Source organism: Mesorhizobium sp. LMG 17147 (assembly GCF_024297145.1).
Classification (GTDB): domain Bacteria; phylum Pseudomonadota; class Alphaproteobacteria; order Rhizobiales; family Rhizobiaceae; genus Mesorhizobium.
Genome location: NZ_JANCTC010000004.1, coordinates 65357 through 81902 on the forward strand (window position 1 = coordinate 65357; position 16546 = coordinate 81902).

General features: G+C 63.2%; 16 protein-coding genes. 10 read left to right on the plus strand and 6 right to left on the minus strand.

The window, feature by feature from the left end; genetic code table 11:
* Window position 1 precedes the first annotated feature (1 nt).
* The gene (gene lpxK / locus NMG46_RS09755; protein WP_254817458.1) at window positions 2-1030 is read left to right on the plus strand and encodes a tetraacyldisaccharide 4'-kinase; all 1029 of its coding nucleotides are present in this window, start codon (window positions 2-4) and stop codon (window positions 1028-1030) included.
* A gap of 253 nt (window positions 1031-1283) precedes the next feature.
* On the opposite strand, the gene NMG46_RS09760 is transcribed toward lpxK, so the two are convergent.
* Entirely contained in the window at window positions 1284-1517 is a 234-nt protein-coding gene (locus tag NMG46_RS09760) for a DUF2093 domain-containing protein (RefSeq protein ID WP_031211156.1), read from the minus strand.
* A gap of 230 nt (window positions 1518-1747) precedes the next feature.
* A complete protein-coding gene (locus NMG46_RS09765) occupies window positions 1748-2674 on the minus strand; it encodes a LysR family transcriptional regulator (protein ID WP_254817459.1) in 927 nt (308 codons plus the stop codon).
* 90 nt (window positions 2675-2764) lie between these two features.
* Here NMG46_RS09765 and NMG46_RS09770 point away from each other — a divergent pair, with 90 nt between their 5' ends.
* Complete coding sequence (locus NMG46_RS09770) at window positions 2765-3658, plus strand: DMT family transporter (protein WP_254817460.1); 894 nt, start codon at window positions 2765-2767, stop codon at window positions 3656-3658.
* Between the two features lie 124 nt (window positions 3659-3782).
* Complete coding sequence (locus NMG46_RS09775) at window positions 3783-4538, plus strand: hypothetical protein (RefSeq protein ID WP_254817461.1); 756 nt, start codon at window positions 3783-3785, stop codon at window positions 4536-4538.
* Between the two features lie 34 nt (window positions 4539-4572).
* Here the strand turns inward: NMG46_RS09775 and mutL are convergent, their stop codons facing one another.
* Together mutL and NMG46_RS09785 are read right to left on the minus strand one after the other, a co-directional pair.
* On the minus strand, window positions 4573-6432 hold the full coding sequence (gene mutL, locus NMG46_RS09780) for a DNA mismatch repair endonuclease MutL (RefSeq protein ID WP_254817724.1): 1860 nt from the start codon (window positions 6430-6432) through the stop codon (window positions 4573-4575).
* Between the two features lie 79 nt (window positions 6433-6511).
* Complete coding sequence (locus NMG46_RS09785) at window positions 6512-7414, minus strand: LysR family transcriptional regulator (protein WP_254817462.1); 903 nt, start codon at window positions 7412-7414, stop codon at window positions 6512-6514.
* Between the two features lie 103 nt (window positions 7415-7517).
* On the opposite strand from NMG46_RS09785, the gene NMG46_RS09790 reads away from it, so the two are divergent.
* Window positions 7518-8507, plus strand: a complete 990-nt coding sequence (locus NMG46_RS09790; RefSeq protein WP_254817463.1) for a zinc-dependent alcohol dehydrogenase family protein — start codon at window positions 7518-7520, stop codon at window positions 8505-8507.
* A 17-nt stretch (window positions 8508-8524) separates the two neighbouring features.
* On the opposite strand, the gene NMG46_RS09795 is transcribed toward NMG46_RS09790, so the two are convergent.
* On the minus strand, window positions 8525-9427 hold the full coding sequence (locus NMG46_RS09795; RefSeq protein ID WP_254817464.1) for a LysR substrate-binding domain-containing protein: 903 nt from the start codon (window positions 9425-9427) through the stop codon (window positions 8525-8527).
* A gap of 91 nt (window positions 9428-9518) precedes the next feature.
* On the opposite strand from NMG46_RS09795, the gene NMG46_RS09800 reads away from it, so the two are divergent.
* The 6 genes from NMG46_RS09800 to NMG46_RS09825 all read left to right on the plus strand — a co-directional run bounded on the left by NMG46_RS09800 (window position 9519) and on the right by NMG46_RS09825 (window position 15999).
* Window positions 9519-11069 (plus strand): trimethylamine methyltransferase family protein, encoded by a 1551-nt coding sequence (locus tag NMG46_RS09800; RefSeq protein ID WP_254817465.1) that lies wholly within the window; start codon window positions 9519-9521, stop codon window positions 11067-11069.
* 41 nt (window positions 11070-11110) lie between these two features.
* Window positions 11111-12760, plus strand: coding sequence for an ABC transporter substrate-binding protein (locus tag NMG46_RS09805; protein WP_254817466.1), 1650 nt, complete (start codon window positions 11111-11113; stop codon window positions 12758-12760).
* Between the two features lie 105 nt (window positions 12761-12865).
* Window positions 12866-13345: a DUF3828 domain-containing protein gene (locus NMG46_RS09810; RefSeq protein WP_254817467.1), complete on the plus strand. Its 480-nt coding sequence runs from the start codon at window positions 12866-12868 to the stop codon at window positions 13343-13345.
* A 4-nt stretch (window positions 13346-13349) separates the two neighbouring features.
* A complete protein-coding gene (locus NMG46_RS09815) occupies window positions 13350-13907 on the plus strand; it encodes a hypothetical protein (protein ID WP_254817468.1) in 558 nt (185 codons plus the stop codon).
* Between the two features lie 11 nt (window positions 13908-13918).
* Complete coding sequence (locus NMG46_RS09820; protein ID WP_254817469.1) at window positions 13919-15103, plus strand: mandelate racemase/muconate lactonizing enzyme family protein; 1185 nt, start codon at window positions 13919-13921, stop codon at window positions 15101-15103.
* A gap of 110 nt (window positions 15104-15213) precedes the next feature.
* Entirely contained in the window at window positions 15214-15999 is a 786-nt protein-coding gene (locus tag NMG46_RS09825; RefSeq protein WP_254817470.1) for an alpha/beta hydrolase, read from the plus strand.
* Between the two features lie 14 nt (window positions 16000-16013).
* Here the strand turns inward: NMG46_RS09825 and queF are convergent, their stop codons facing one another.
* Window positions 16014-16475 (minus strand): preQ(1) synthase, encoded by a 462-nt coding sequence (gene queF, locus NMG46_RS09830; protein ID WP_023674394.1) that lies wholly within the window; start codon window positions 16473-16475, stop codon window positions 16014-16016.
* Window positions 16476-16546 lie beyond the last annotated feature (71 nt).

A 16546-nucleotide genomic window follows, 5' to 3' on the forward strand; every position in this document is an offset into this window, starting at 1 on the left:
CGTGACCTCGGAAGCGCCGCCCTTCTGGTGGGAAGAGCCCGACTGGCGGGTCACGGCGCTGTCGCCGCTCTCCGCCATCTATGCGCTTGTCGCCGGTCGCCGCATGCGGCATGCACCGCGCGAAAAGGTCGAGGCGCCGGTGCTCTGCGTCGGCAACTTCACCGTCGGCGGCACCGGCAAGACGCCGGTGGCCATCGCATTGGCCGAGCAGGCCCGGCGCATGCAGCTCAATCCGGGTTTCCTGTCACGCGGCCATGGCGGCTCCTTCGCGCAGCCGCATATCGTCGATCCGCACCACGACGCCGCCAAGCATGTCGGCGACGAGCCGCTGCTTCTGGCCGAACACGCGCCGGTCGCGGTGACGCCGAACCGGGCCGCCGGCGCCAGGCTTCTGCTGGAGAAGCTCGGCTGCGATTTCCTGATCATGGATGACGGTTTTCAGAGCGCGCGCATCCACATCGACTATGCGCTCGTCGTCGTCGACGCGCGCCATGGCATCGGCAATGGCCGCGTCATCCCCGGTGGGCCGCTGCGGGCAAACATCGTCGACCAATTGGTCTTCACCAGCGCCTTGCTGAAAATGGGCGAGGGCACCGCGGCCGATACGGTTGTGCGCCAGGCAGCGCGCGCCGGCAGGCCGATCTTCGAGGCGCATACCGTGCCGAGCAGCAAGGTGACGCTGGCCGGCAGGCGGTTCCTGGCGTTCGCCGGCATCGGTCATCCCGACAGGTTTTTCGACACCGTAGGCGAGGCCGGGGGCGAGCTTGCGCTGACCCGACCATTTCCAGACCATCATTTCTACAGTGCGGACGAGCTTGCCGAATTGGCGGCGACAGCACGTAAAGCCGGGCTTGGCCTCATTACCACCGCCAAGGACGCTGCCCGCCTGCGTCACGGCGCAGCACCGCCGGAATTCCTCGACGGGCTCGATGTGCTGAAGATCGACACTGTGTTCGAGCTTGACCACGTGCCGCAGCGCATTATCGACGAGACGCTGGATGCCTGGCGGCAGCGCAGGCTGAGGGGCTGACCAGCAGCTTGAGCACCGAGGCGATGTAGGACTGGAATTTGCAGCTTTCCGCCGGTCGAGCGTATTTTGTTCTTGCTTTGTGCCGGCAGCTATGCTACTAATTTCGGCATGGTGATGATTCGCCGGTGACCCGCCTTCGAGCCCGAGGCGGGTTTTTTATTTCAAGATAGGCTCTAAAGTTTCGGTGTTGCCGGCCTGACGCGGCGGCAGAGGGCGCAGGGTCGCAACGGGGCGACTCCCCATTTGCGCTGGACTAGCGTCGGCGGCGCAGTTCCGGATGCGCTTCGATCTCGCGGCGCAGCGAGGCGGCGGCGTTCACATAGGGTTCCTGCCTGGCGACACTCCAGTATTTGAGCTCGTCGAGCGGGATGCTCTCGCCGGTCACCGCGCAGCGCACGAAGGCGCCGGGGCTGGTCACCTGGAAGTCGCCGTCGAGATAGCGGATGCGGGCTTCCTTGCCGCCGGGACCTTCGAAACGGTTCATCATGGGGTGGTGCCGAAATTCATGCCGATGTCATCGCCACAAATTGCGGCGAGGTCAAGCTTGGTTGGCCTTGCCTGGTTCTGTTTCTGGTGACACTTGCTCGAACAAGCCGGCAAAGCGGATGCCACTGCATGTCGCGCAAAAGTGTGCGGCGGTTTTGCGCGACATGCATAAACACAAGAACCTGAAGCACGTCGCATGAGGCCGGTCGAACGCGACGCGTCTCAGGCATCTCATTCCTCGGCCGTGATAAACTGCTCGATCTTCTCCGCTGGCAGCCCTGCCTGGACGGCGATACGCCGGGCGAGTTCGGCGGCGGCTGCGCGCGGCCGCCCCAGCGGCCGGTCGAGCCAGTAGGATATCGGGCTGAGAACGCTGCGTTCGTCGACGGCGACGATGCGGCCCGACTTCAATTGGTCCACCGTCAACGGCGGACGTGCCAGTGCAATGCCGAGCCCGTGCGCGGCGGCGTCGAGCACGAGGTTGTAGTCCTCGAAACGGCGGTCGTGCGGCCGCGGCCGATAGTCCATCTCCTGCGCCGCAAACCAGGCGCGCCAGGCCGAAGCGTCGGAATCGTTGATCACCGCAAATTCGAGCAGCCGGGCAGGATCTCCGCGGCCGATCTCCCTGGCCAATTCCGGCGAGGCGACCGGGAACACATATTCTTCGAAAAGCTGCACCGAGATCCGGCCCGGAATGCGGCCGCGCCCGCAGCGGATCGACAGGTCGATGCCTTCGTCGGCAAGATCGCCCTGGCGGATGTCGACGTCGAGCATGATGCGCAGCTTGGACGGGTGGTTCTCCAGCGCCGCCATGCGCGGCATCAGCCACAGCCCGCTGACCGAGGGGATCGAGGTCAGCCGAACCACCGCCGTGCCGCGCGGCTCAACCCAGCGATCCGAATTGCTGGCGATCAGGGCGAAGGCTTCGGTGGTGCGCAGATGCAGGCGGTTGCCTTCGACGGTCAGCGAGACGCCGCGCGCGCCGCGATCGAAGACTTTCAGCCCGAGCCAACCCTCGAGCTTGGCGATCTGCCGGCTGACGGCGCCATGGGTGATATTGAGCTTCTCGGCCGCAGCCGAAAAGCTGCCGGTCCGAGCCGCGGCGTCGAAGGCGCGCAGCGTTTCGAGCGGCAGCATCGGCTCTAAGCTGTGATCCATAGTCACAGGTGATCCTCGATTTGTTCGTTTGTCAACCGACCCGCAATAGCGTTTCTCTACTTCATGGCATTGGATCGCGAGGACACCCAGATGAGCGCTTACACCGGCACGTTGAATACGACACAGCGCATGGATGCCACGGCTGCCATCGCGGTGGCGCTGACGGTGGTCGGCTGGGCCTCCGCCTTTCCGGCGATCCGCGCCGGCCTTGCCGCTTTCGGGCCGCTGGAACTTGGCGCGCTGCGCTTTGCCATCGCCGCGGTTCCGGCGGCGATCTTCCTCGCTGTCAAGCGGCCGGCACTGCCCAGGCTCGATGAACTCTGGCGCTTTGTCTTCGGTGGTGCCGTCTTCGTCGCGCTGTACACGGTGATGCTCAATTTCGGCGAACTGACCGTTTCGGCCGGTGCGGCCGGCTTCATCATCAATGTCAGCCCGATCTTCACCGCCATCATGGCCATGGCGCTGCTCGGCGAACGCTTCTCGGGCCTGGCCTGGGCCGGCACATTCCTGTCCTTCGCCGGTATCGGCATCATCGCCATGGGCGAGGGGCAAGGGCTGCATTTCAACAGTGGTGCGCTGCTTGTCCTCGGCTCGGCATTGTGCTCGGCCGTCAACACCATCGTCCAGAAGCCGCTGTTTGGTCGCCACCACCCGCTGACGATCTCTGCCTCGAACATGGTGCTTGGCGCGCTCTGCCTGTCCCCCTTCCTGCCGAGTGGTCTGGCGCAAGCGGCGGTCGCCGACACCGCCGGGCTCGGCGCGGTCATCTTTCTTGGCATCGTGCCCAGCCTCATCGCCTATGCCGCGTGGGCAACAGCACTTTCCCGGCTGCCCGCCGCGCGCGCTTCCAATTTCCTCTACCTGGTGTCGCCGGTCGCGACGCTGATCGGCTTCTTCTGGCTGGGCGAAGTGCCGACGCTGCTCGGCATCATCGGCGGCGCGCTGGCACTTGGTGGCGTCATCGTGGTGAATTTGAAGAGATGAATCAGATGGTTGAGGCCTTTTGTCGACTCAAACCGGCTACTGACGGCCATTGCGATGCAGACACGAGCCAGGCGGGTGTCTATGTTGATCGCGTTGGCGAAGCGCAGTAAGGGTCGACATGGGAATGCAGTTTATCTCCGCAGTTTTTTTCGTGTTGCTGCTCAGCCAAAAAGCCGCCGCGGGTTGGTATCAGGTCGAAAATTACGAAGGTTTCATCGGGCCTAACCCAGTCCACCTGTCGCTGCAGAGGAATGACAGTTTCGGCAGCGGGATTACGGTCGAGGGGAGCTATTTCTACGACGCGAAGCAAAGCCCGATAGCCGTGTACGGCAAGATCAACGGCACCAGCGTGTCCCTTTGCGAGGTTGCGGACGACAAGGAATTCGACCGGGTCCTGGTCATGGGATCGAAAACGCCCGTCGACACTACTGGATGCCCATTTTCTCTGGACATTGGTGAAAGCGGTGCAACGGGGGCATGGAGCAAGGGTGCGGACAAACATCCCGTTACGCTCAAGAAAGTTGCGAGCCTGGACGATACCGGCGACGGGAAGATTGATGGAACCGTTGAGATCCCGTTCTGGGCGCAGACCGCCACCGATAGATTTGCGGGAATCTACGCGAAAACCGACGCCGGCATTTGCATGGAAAAGTTGCTAGTCATCAGCAAGCGCAGCAAGAAAGTCGTTCAAGAGATCGCTTTCGATGACGAAGATTGCGACGCGGGTATGCTGATGACACCAATCCACATGAACGTTCAAAAACACACGGAAAAAACCGTCGAGATTATTTCTGTAAACTTTCGCGGCGGCGGCGCCGGTCTCACGATGGACTATGTTTTCTCTCGCAAAACCAAGAAGTATCATAAATTGGTGAACTGAGCGGGTGCCCGCTTGGCATTGCGCAGGGTAAGGCTTACCGCCTGCCGAACAGCCTCTCGATATCCGACAGCTTCAGCTCGATGTAGGTGGGGCGGCCGTGGTTGCAGGTGCCGGAGCCGGGCGTCGCCTCCATCTGGCGCAGCAGCGCGTTCATCTCTTCGGGCTTGAGCAGACGGCCGGAACGCACCGAGCCGTGGCAGGCCATGGTCGCGGCTATTTTGTCCAGCCGCTCCTTCAGCGTGTCGACCGTATCGTTGTCGGCGATCTCGTCGGCGAGGTCGCGCACCAGCTGCTGGACGTTGGTCTCACCAAGCATCGACGGCGTCTCGCGCACCGCGACGGCACCGGGGCCGAAGCGCTCGATGCCGAGGCCGAAGCGGGCCAGCGTCTCGGAGTGCATGGCGAGCCGCTCGGCATCTTCCTCCGACAGATCGACGATCTCGGGCAGCAGCAACATCTGTGACGGCACCGCGCGTGAGTGCAGCGCATTTTTCAAGGCCTCGTAGACCAGCCGCTCATGCGCCGCATGCTGGTCGACGATGACGAGCGAATCCCTGGTCTGGGCGACGATGTAGTTCTCATGCACTTGTGCGCGCGCCGCGCCCAATGCCGTGCCGAGCAGCGTCTCTGCCGCCTGTTCCTGTCCGGCGCGCGCGTCGGCACTGTGCAGTGGGCCGGCGTCGAAGGCCGCCTGCTCGTCCTCGGCGAAGCCGCCATTTGCAGAGCCCATATCGAGCGGCCGCTGCGGCGAACGGGCAAGATCGAACCCGGCAAAGCCTGAGGCCCGATAGGCGGCCTCGTAACTGCGGTGACCGTTGGCCGGCCCGCCATGCGCATAGGATGTCGCGCCTGGCCGGAACGCCGCCATCATCCCGGCGGCCCCCGTGGTGGCGGCGCGGATGCCGGCATGGGCCAGTGCTTCACGGATGGCGCCGACGATCAGCCCGCGCACCAGCCCCGGGTCGCGGAAGCGCACGTCTGCCTTGGCCGGGTGGACGTTGACGTCGACGATCGCCGGATCGAGCGTCAGAAACAGCACCGTGACGGCATGGCGGTCGCGCGGCAGCACGTCGGCGAAGGCGCCGCGAATGGCGCCGGCGATCAATTTGTCACGCACCGGGCGGCCGTTGACATAGGCGTATTGCTGTAGCGCGTTGGCGCGGGTGAAGGAGGGGACCGAGACATGGCCGGCGAGATGCACGCCGTCCCGCATCGCGTCGATGGCGATCGCATTGTCCGGAAAGTCGGCGCCCATCACCTGTGCCACCCGGCGCAGCCGGCCTTCCGGGCTGTCGTCGGTCGCCGGCAGTTCCAGCGTCGAGCGGTCCGGGCCGGCCAGGGTGAAGCGCACGGCGGGGAAGGCGATGGCGATGCGCTTGACCACGTCGCCGATGGCCGAGCTTTCGGCGCGCTCGCCCTTCATGAATTTGAGCCGCGCCGGCGTGGCGAAGAACAGGTCGCGCACCTCGACCGTGGTGCCGCGATTGGCGGCGGCCGGCCTGACGGCGGAGACGCGACCGCCGTCGATGCCGATCTCGGCGGCGTTTTCACTGGACGCGGTGCGCGAGCGGATCGACAGCCGCGCCACCGAGCCGATCGAAGGCAAGGCCTCGCCGCGAAAGCCGAGCGAGCGGATGTCGTGAATGTCGTCGGCGAGCTTGGAGGTGCAATGGCGCGCGATCGCCAGCGCCAGTTCCTTTTCCGGAATGCCCGAGCCGTCATCGCTGACGCGGATCAGGTTCAGCCCGCCGCCGGCGGTGACGATCTCGACTCTGGTAGCGCCGGCATCGAGCGCGTTCTCGACCAGTTCCTTGACCACGCTTGCCGGACGCTCGATGACTTCGCCGGCGGCGATCTGGTTGATCATCGTTTCGGAAAGCTGGCGGATGGGCATGGCAGCACTATAGGCGGATTCGTGGCCGATGCGGGAGGGTAGAATTGCGGAATCCACGCAGCTGACCGCGAGCGCGCGTTCAACTCATGAGCTTGGGCAGCGCTGCTGCCAGTGCATCGACGGCAAGGCGGACTTTCATCGGCAAATGAGGCGTCTGCAACCAAAGGGCATGAACGTCGTAGAGAAACCGGGATTGTTCCGGCAATAGCAGGACAAGCGCGCCCGCCTGGATGCGCTGGCGAACCAGCCAGTACGGCAGCCAGGCGAGCCCCATGCCGGCGGCCGCGGCATCGGCAATGGCATCGAGATCGTCGAGCCGCAATCTGCTGACGGGCCGGATCTCCATCGCGGGCTGGCCGTTGCGCGGAAACAGCCACGGCTGAACGGCGCGCCCGGAACGGCGGTAGATGATCGCGTGATGGCTGCCGAGGTCATCTATTTCCTGCGGCTGGCCGTGCCGGTCGAGATAGGACGGCGACGCGCAGACGACCATGTGCTGGCGCGCGATGCGACGCGCCATTACCCCGGCCTGGTCCTCCAGGTCGCCCGTTCTAATGGCAAGATCGCAGCCGTCCTCGGCGAGGTCGGCGAGGCTGTCGCTGAACGACAGGTCAAGTTCCAGCGCCGGATATTGCTGCGCAAGCCCGAACAGGATCGGGGCAACGCAGCGCCGGCCGAAATGCACCGGCATGAGCACGCGCAGCTTTCCGCGCGGTTCGGCAAGCTGGTCGGCAGCGAGTGCATCCGCGGCCTCCGCTTCGGCAAGCACCAGCCGGCAGCGTTCGTAATAGGCGCGCCCGAAATCCGTCAGGCTTTGGCGGCGCGTGGTCCGGTTGATGAGGCGCACGCTCAGGCGCTCCTCGAGAAACCGGACATGCTTGCCGACCATCGGCCCGGACAGATCGAGAGCGGCCGCCGCGGCCGCGAACGAGCCCAGGTCGACGGCTTTGACGAACACGGCCATGCTCGTAAGGCGATCCATATTCAAAACCTACAGTTTCTGCTGATCTACTCAAGCGGCTATTTATCCGCCTGGCCGCCGCTGGCATAGCTGATTCAGTTCAAATATTTTGGAGTTGTGACCGATGGCGCGTGTCGTTCGTTTTCATGAGCTTGGTGGTCCCGAGGTTCTGCGCATCGAGAATGTCGACATGCCTGCGCCCGGGCGAGGCGAGGTCCAGATCCGTGTCAAGGCGTTGGGTCTCAACCGGGCCGAGGCGCTGCTACGTTCAGGCAGATATATCCAGACTGCGCCCTTACCTTCGGGTCTTGGGCTTGAGGCGGCGGGTGTCGTCGAGGTGGTCGGCGAAGGCGTGAGCGGTGTTGCGCCGGGCGATGCCGTCAGCATCGTGCCGCCATTGTCGATGGTACGCTGGCCTGCCTATGGTGAGATTGCCACATACCCCGCCGAGCTCGTCGTCAAGCACCCGCCGGCGCTGAGCTGGGAAGAGGCGGCCGCCGCGTGGATGCAATATCTCACGGCCTATGGTGCGCTGATCGACATTGCCCAACTTGGCCGGGACGACGTTGTCGTTATCACCGCGGCCTCGAGCAGTGTCGGACTTGCGGCGATCCAGATCGCCAACCTGGTTGGCGCGACCCCGATCGCGGTCACGCGGACGTCCGCCAAGAAGCGGGCTTTGGTTGCGTTCGGCGCGGCCCACGTCATCGCTTCGGCGGAAGAAGATCTGGAGGCCAGGCTCAAGGAAATCGCCGGCCCGGACGGCGTGCGCGTGGTGTTCGACGCCGTCGGCGGTCCGATTTTCGAGCCTCTGACGGCAGCGATGGCACCGGGTGGCATTCTCATCGAATATGGCGGCTTGAGCCTCGACCCGACACCCTTTCCGCTGCCTGCAGTGCTGGCAAAGACACTGACGCTGCGCGGTTATCTCATGCATGAGATCGTGCGCGATCCGGTCCGGCTGCAGGCCGCCAAGGCGTTCATCCTTGACGGACTGAGCTCGGGTTCGCTGAAGCCGGCAATCGCCAGAACCTTTCCGTTCGACCAGATCGTCGAGGCGCATCGTTATCTCGAAGCGAACGAACAATTCGGCAAGATCGTCGTGACGGTTTGACCGGGCATTTATCGGCATCACGCCTGCGCCGCCAGCCAGTCCCGCACCTTGCGGGCGTTGTCGCTGAGCTCGCGGTTCCTCGACCAGATGACGTGAAAGCCCTTGCCGGTCGTCATCGTGTGGCCGGTGACGCGCACCAGCAGCCCTGATGCCAGCAGCCGCTCGGCGAGGTGACCCCAGCCGAGCGCGATGCCTTGCCCTTCCATGACTGCCTGGATCACCAGCGCATAGTCGTTGATGCGCAAGCCACGTCCGGCATCGGCGATGTCGACACCGGCCGAGGCGAACCATTCGTCCCAGCTCGCGGCCTCGCGAAACGGCTCTTCGAGATGGATGAGGCGGTGCGATTGAAGGTCCGCGACACGCTCGGGCAGCCCGAACCGGGCCACATAACTCGCGCCGGCAACGGGGAATATCACTTCATCGGCCAGCGGCAGGGAATGATAATCCGGCCATTCCCTGGGCTCGCCGCCGCGGACGCCGAGCGGGATGTCCTCGGCGATGATGTCGAGATCGCGGTCGGCGGTCTGGATGCGCAGGTCGATGCCCGGCAATTCGTCGCGAAACTGCTGCAGGCGCGGCATCATCCAGAATGAGGCGAAGGCGGTCGAGGCGGCGAGCGTCACATGCGCGCCGACGGCGATCTGGCGCAGATCCTCCGCCGACTTGCGGATGTGCGACAGGCCGAGCGAGACGTCGGCATGGAAGCGGTCGCCGGCCTCGGTAAGGCTGACTTGCCGGTGACGGCGCTGAAAGAGTTTGGCGCCGAGCTGTTCTTCGAGCCCGCGGATCGCATAGGACACGGCAGCCTGCGTCATGCCGAGCTCCCGTCCGGCGGCGGTAAAGCTCGACAGCCGCCCGGCGGCCTCGAAAACGATCAGGCTGCCCGCCGACGGCAGCAGGTGGCGCAAGCTTCGCATAAGCTGACCTTATACAAGAGATCAGGATTTTCCAGCGTCACAGCTGCATTTTGTCTGGCTAGATTGGTCGAGACAGGAAGATGGAGCCTCCATGAACGCACCGGCCGTTGAAGTGAGCGAACATACCAATCGTCGCGCGGGCGGCCGCCTGGGGCGCAAGGCGCTGCGAGGCGCACCCGTTGCGTCATTTCCGACCCTGGTTCGCAAGATTCCGGTGTATCAGATGGTTCCGGACGAGGCGGTGGAGCTGATCCACCAGGAATCGCTCTCGATCCTCGAAGAGGTGGGATGCGAGTTCCGCGACGACGAGGCGATCGCACTGTGGAAGGCGGCGGGCGCCGATGTCTCGGAGACAAGGGTCCGCATCGACCGCGCCCTGCTGATGGAGCTCATCTCGAAGGTCCCGTCGGAATTTACGCTCAATGCGAGGAATCCCCAGCGTTCGGTACGTGTGGGTGGCAACAACTCCATCTTCGTGCCGATGTATGGCGCGCCTTACGTGCGCGACCTCGACAACAACAGGCGCTACGGAACACTCGCCGACCTCAATAATTTCCACAAGCTCGCCTACATGGCGCCGGCGCTGCATTCGTCGAGCTCGATCATCTGCGAGCCGATGGAAATTCCAGTGCCGAAACGTCACCTCCACATCATCCATTCGGCGCTGAAGCACTCCGACAAGCCGTTCATGGGCATCGTGACGTCCAGGGATCGGGCCGAAGACACGATGGCGATGGCGGGCATCGTGTTCGGCGAGGACTATGTCCGCGACAACCCGGTGCTGGTGGCGATCACCAACTGCAATTCGCCGCTGGTCTGGGATGCCACCATGCTGGACGCGATGAAAGTCTATGCGCGCCATAACCAGCCGCTGATCCTCGCGCCCTTCGCCCTTTGCGGCGCCTCGACTTCGGCCTCTGCCGTCGGTGCGGTCGCGCAGGTCAACGCCGAAGCGCTGGCGGGCGTCGCGTTCACACAGCTATTGCGTCCGGGTTCGCCGCAGATCTACGGACAGTTCATGGTGACGGTCGACATGAAGACCGGCGCTCCCATGGGCGGCACGCCGGAGGCGGCCCAGATGATGTATCTCATGGGCGCGCTGGCGCGGAAGTATCGGCTGCCGTGGCGCACGTCCGGTTTCCATGTCGGCTCGAAGCTGAACGACGCCCAGGCGGGCTACGAGGCGAACATGCTGATGCATGCCGCCATCCTTGCCGGCGCCAACTACATCTGGCACTCCGCCGGCTGGCTCGAGGCCGGCCTGACCTGCGGCTATTCGAAATTTGCTACCGACTGCGAGCAGCTTGTCGGCTGGTACAAATATGCTGGCGGGCTGCCATTCGACGATTTCAAGGAGGCTATGGCGGCTATCCGCGAGGTCGGACCGCAGGGCCATTTCCTCGGCACCCAGCACACGCTCGAACATTTCGAGTCCGCCTTCTTCATACCGAGCATCATGGACTTCAATTCGTTCGAACAGTGGAAGGCGGAAGGAGCAAAGGACCACGACACCCGCGGCCGCGAGAAAGCGCGCAACATGCTCGCCGATTACGAGGAGCCGAAGCTCGACGAGGGCATCGCCGATGGTCTCAAAGATTTGATTGCGCGGCGCGAGGAGAAACTGCCGGACAGCGTTAGTTGATAACGGGCGAAGACCCGATGGGAACCATAACGGAGGAAAAAATGACACTCTTCAGAAGCAACGGTGATCGCGTACCGAGCGCCATCGAAGCGATGGCCAGCGAGGCTCGTGCAGGTCGTGTGGATCGGCGCGAGTTTCTGGCTCTGGCAAGCGCCTTCGGCGCATCGACGGCCTTTGCCTACGGCATGATCGGCCTTGCCGTGCCGCAGCGGGCTTTGGCTGAAGAGCCGAAGAAAGGCGGCACGCTCCACGTTTCGATGTCGGTGAAGGCACAGAAGGATCCGCGCACCTACGACTGGGTGGAACTTGCGAACATTTCACGCTGCTGGCTGGAGCCGCTTGTCCGCTACACCCGCCAGTTTACATTCGAGCCGGTTCTGCTCGAAAGCTGGGAGGTCAACGACGACGCCACCGAATATGTGCTGCATGTTCGCAAGGGCATCGCCTGGAACAACGGCGATGCTTTTAGCGCCGAAGATGTGGTCTACAATCTGACGCGCTGGTGCGAGAAGGCTGCAGCCGGCAATTCGATGGCCGCGCGCGTCGGTGCGCTGATCGATGCAAAGACCGGCAAGGCCAGGGAAGGGGCGATCACCAAGGTCGACGACAACACGGTGAAGCTGAAGCTGAACGAACCGGACATCTCGCTGATCCCGAACTTCACTGACTATCCGGCGCTGGTGGTCCATCGCAACTTCGACGCCGACGGCGCCAATCCGATCGAGAAGCCGGTTGGCACCGGGCCGTTCGAGCTGGTGTCTTATGCGGTCGGCCAGAAAGCGGTCGTCAAACGTCGTGAAAATGGCAAATGGTGGGGCGGTGAAGCGCTTCTCAACGGCGTCGAATTCATCGACTACGGAACCGATTTCAACGCCTCGATAAATGCATTCGACTCCGGCGAAATCGATCTCAACTTCGAGACGCCTGCCGACTTCATAGACATCCTCGACAAGATGGGGCTGGTGAAATCGGAGGTCGCGACAGCGACCACGCTCGTTGCCCGCACCAACATCACGCACAAACCCTACGATGACAAGCGGGTCCGCAACGCCCTCCAGATGGCCGTCGACAACAATGCGGTGCTCGAACTTGGCTATGCCGGGCGAGGCACCGTCGGTGAAAATCACCACGTCAGCCCGATTCATCCGGAATACTACGCGCTGCCCAAGAAGACACGCGACGCCGCGGGCGCCAAGAAGCTGATGGCGGAGGCCGGGCAGGCCGACTTCGAGCATGAACTGATCACCGTCGAGGACGATTGGCAAAAGAACACCGGCGACGCGATTGCCGGCCAGTTGCGCGATGCCGGGATCAAAGTGAAGCGCACGGTGCTGCCGGGTTCGACCTTCTGGAACGACTGGACGAAATATCCTTATTCCATGACCATCTGGTACATGCGCCCGCTTGGCGTCCAGGTGTTGGCGCTCGGCTATCGCACCGGCGAGGCCTGGAACGAAACCGGCTACTCGAACCCTGATTTTGACGCCAAGCTCAAGCAGGCTCTCTCGCTCATCGACGTCGAGAAGCGCCGCGAGGTCATGAAGGACATCGAGCAGATCCTGCAGGATTCGGGCGTCATCATTCAGCCGTTTTGGCAGAAGCTGTTCAGCCACATGAACGAGAAGGTGAAGAACTACGGTGTGCACCAAACCTTCGAGATGGATCTCCAGAACGTCTGGCTGAACGCCTGAGTTGCCAGCAGAGGACGCGTTGCAGGATTTCATGGACCGCAAGAAAGCCGACGGGCAAGATGCGTGGTACTGATAGCTTCCGTCAGTGAACAATCGGGGACACCCATGAAACTGCCACTTTTTGTTGCCGCGCTTTCGATGGCCTTGCCGGCGGCCGCGTTTGCCGGCCCTGCTGCCAATGCCGTGAAGTTCTTTTATGTCCCGTCGGTCAAATTCGAGGCCGATGCGCAATATCGCGACCGCTTCACCGCACCGGTGACGAAACTGTTCGAACTGAACGACAGTGCGGCAAAGAACCATCCGGATGAAGTTCCCTGCATCGACTTCGCCCCTGGTCTCGATGCGCAGGACTATGACGAAAAGACCGTGGCCAAGACACTGACGCTGGCCGAAACGCTGGATGGCGACAGCGCCGAGGTGACGGCGACCTTCAACCTTTTTCCGGAAGGGAATGATTCCAAACGCGAAATGGTCTGGTCGTTGAAGAAGATCGACGGCCAGTGGAAGGTCGCAGACATCACCTCGAAGACCAGCGGTTGGACGCTGAGTGCGCTCGAATGCCTGGCCGGGCAGTCGCCGGAGTGATGCCGTGCTCCGCTGCCATCCCTGGCTTTTGGCGACTGCGTGCCTGCTGACCGGATTGAGCAGCGCCGCCGCTCAGGGCCTGTTCGGCGCGCCGCCCGCAAACGCGCCGGCCGACAGTGCGGCACCGCCGAAGGCAGTTTTGCCGCCGGCAGAAAACGCGCCGGCCGCACCCGTGCAGCCGGGCTCGCCGACCGCGGTGGTGAAGCCGTTCTACGAGCATGCCGGGCTCGAGGTCGATCCGGCTCAGCGGGGCCATTTCGCCGACCCGGCAAAGTCGGTGCTCGACAAGAGCGACGCGCTGCGGAAGTCGGGGCAGGGCGAATGCCTCGATCCCAACATGGCGCTCGACAATTCCGAATACGACAAGGCGGAGATCGACAAAAGCCTGAAGACCATCGAAGCGATCAAGGGCGACGAGGCCAAGGTCGTCGTCGCCTTCGTCGTCGCCGGCAACCCGCACCGGCTGGAGTGGAAATTCAGGAAAGTCGACGGCGACTGGAAGATATCGGACCTTCTCTCGGTGACCGGCGAATGGGCGCTAAGCCAATACCAGTGTGAGTGAGAACGGAACCGATGAAGATCACCAACATCCGCGTCACCCACGTCAACGTCCCGCTCGATGCTCCGTTCTGGTGGACCGCTGGTCTCTACGGCGGCGCCTCGAAATCGATCATCGAGGTCGAGACGGACGAAGGCGTGGTCGGACTGGGCGAGGCGCCATGGTGGCATTTCGGCGAGGTGATCAAGGCCGAGATCGCGCCGGCGCTGATTGGCGCCGATCCGCTCGACATCGCCGACTGCGAGGCGCGCTGTGTGCCGCCCTGGCAGATCACCGCCAACACCGGCGAGAACGCAGCCACGGTGGCGTTCGGCGCCGTCGAACTGGCGCTGTGGGATATAAGAGGCAAGGTCTTCGGTATGCCGCTCTATAAGCTGCTCGGCGGCGCGGTGCGCAAGGACATTCCGTTTTCGGAATATTTCGCCTTTCGCCCCGCTCAAGGCGGAGCCGGCGGCGAGATGACCGCCGAAGCGATCGTCGACTACTGTCTCGGCATGCGAGAACGGCACGGCTCGACGATCTTCGAGGGCAAGCTGATCATGGGCGATCCCGAGCTCGAGATCAGGACAGTGCGCATGCTGCGCGAGGCGCTTGGCGACAAGGCGCAGATCAAACTCGATTCCAACATGCAGTGGTCGCTAACCACAGCGCGCTGGGTACTGCGCGAGATCGAGCCGTTCAACATCCGCAATTACGAGGATCCGGTCGCGACCTTCGAGGAGATGGCGGCGCTGCGCCAGCATTCGCGCATTCCGTTCTCCACGCACATCCCGGATCTCAGGCGGGCAGTCGCGCTCGGTGCGCCGGATTACTTCGTCTGCAATTTCGCAGCACTCGGCGGATTGTCGAAAACTCTGAAATTCATCGCCGCCTGTGAGGCGATGGGCAAGGGGTTCTGGTGCTATTCGAACGATCTCGGCATCATGACATCGGCTTATTTGCACGTCGTGGCGGCGACACCGTGGATCACCGAAGCATCGCAGTCGCTGTTTCGCTGGCAGATCGGCGATGTCATCAAGGACGGCCCATTCCGGCAGACCGGCAATACGGTGCGTGTGCCGGAGGGGCATGGCCTGGGCGTCGAACTCGATCCGGCTTCGATGAAGCGCTGGGCGGGCCACTTCGCCGAACATGGGCCGATGCACCATTTCAGCGATCCGAACAATCCCAGCCGCTACCGGCGGCTGCCGCTCAACTGATGCGAAGTGCACGTGACCGATCGATGAGAAGAGGTCCTGTCGTGGTTGCTTTATTCGCGGCGGTTTGCGTCCTGGCCTGCGCTGTCAGCTGGGAGGCAGGAAGCCGCGCGGTGGCCCGCGTGCCTCAGCAAAGCTTCACGCTGCCTGTGGGGTTACCGGTGGAGCGCAGCGTTCTGAAGCAGGAGGGCGCGCCCGACCTTGCCGGTTGGGTGGCGGATCGGCAGGACAGTTGCGGAACAATCGTGCTGTTACACGGACGCGGTTCAAACAAGCTGGCCATGGTTCCAAGAGCGAAGCTGCTTTTCGAAAGCGGCTACTCGATCGTGCTGTTCGATCTGTCGGGACATGGCGAAAGCGGCGGCGATTTCAGAGGCTTTGGTTACATCGAACGGCAGGACGCCAGTCGCATCCTCGCCTTTGCGCGGCAACGCTTCGCTGGTCGCAAGGTGGCGGCCATCGGTTCGTCGCTCGGCGCGGCTGCTTTTGTGTTTGGCGCTCAGCAGGAGCATGCCGATGCCTATGTCCTGGAGCAGCTCTACGCGACTTTGCTGGAAACCACGGCGTTGCGAGCGCCCTTGCCTATGTTACGCGACGTACAGGCGACCGTCCTCTTGGCGCAGATGCAGCTCCGCCTTGGCTTCGGGGTAGATGATGTCAGGCCGGTCGATCGCATCGGCACGATTGATCGGCCGATCTTGCTGCTAGCAGGCAATTCGGATCCGTTTGTCGCTCGCAGCCAGACACTGGCGTTGAAAGATGCGGCCGGCGCTCACGCAAAGCTGGTCTGGTTCGACGGCGCGCGGCATGTTGATCTCTATCGCTATGACCAACAGCGGTACCGCGACGCCGTGATGCCTTTCCTGGAGACCAACCTGTGCCGGACCGGGATCAGATGAGCCGCTCCGTCCGATTAGCCGCGCCCGCGATAGGGGGCGACGCCGGTGTCGGGCAGCCACACACCTTCCGGCGGCGCGCCGGTTTGCCAGAACACGTCGATCGGAATGCCGCCGCGCGGATACCAGTAGCCGCCGATGCGCAACCACAATGGCTTTGTCGCGGCGATGATACGGCGACCGATCATGACGGTGCATTCTTCATGGAAGGCGCCGTGGTTGCGAAACGAGGTCATGAACAGCTTGAGCGACTTCGATTCCACCAGCAGCGCATCGGGTGCGTAGTCGATGACGATATGGGCGAAGTCCGGCTGGCCGGTGACCGGGCAGAGCGAGGTGAATTCCGGGCAGGTGAAGCGAACGATGGCGGGCGGGCCGTCGCCGCGCGAAAACGGCACGGTTTCCAGGACGGCCGCTTCAGGGCTCTGTGGCGCCTCGACGTTGGTGCCGAGCTGGGTGAGGTTTTTCGTATCGGTCATGAGCAGGTTCCTTGCTGCATGTCGCCCAAAACTGCGCAGCGATTTTGGGACAGCGACATGCGTAAAAACAA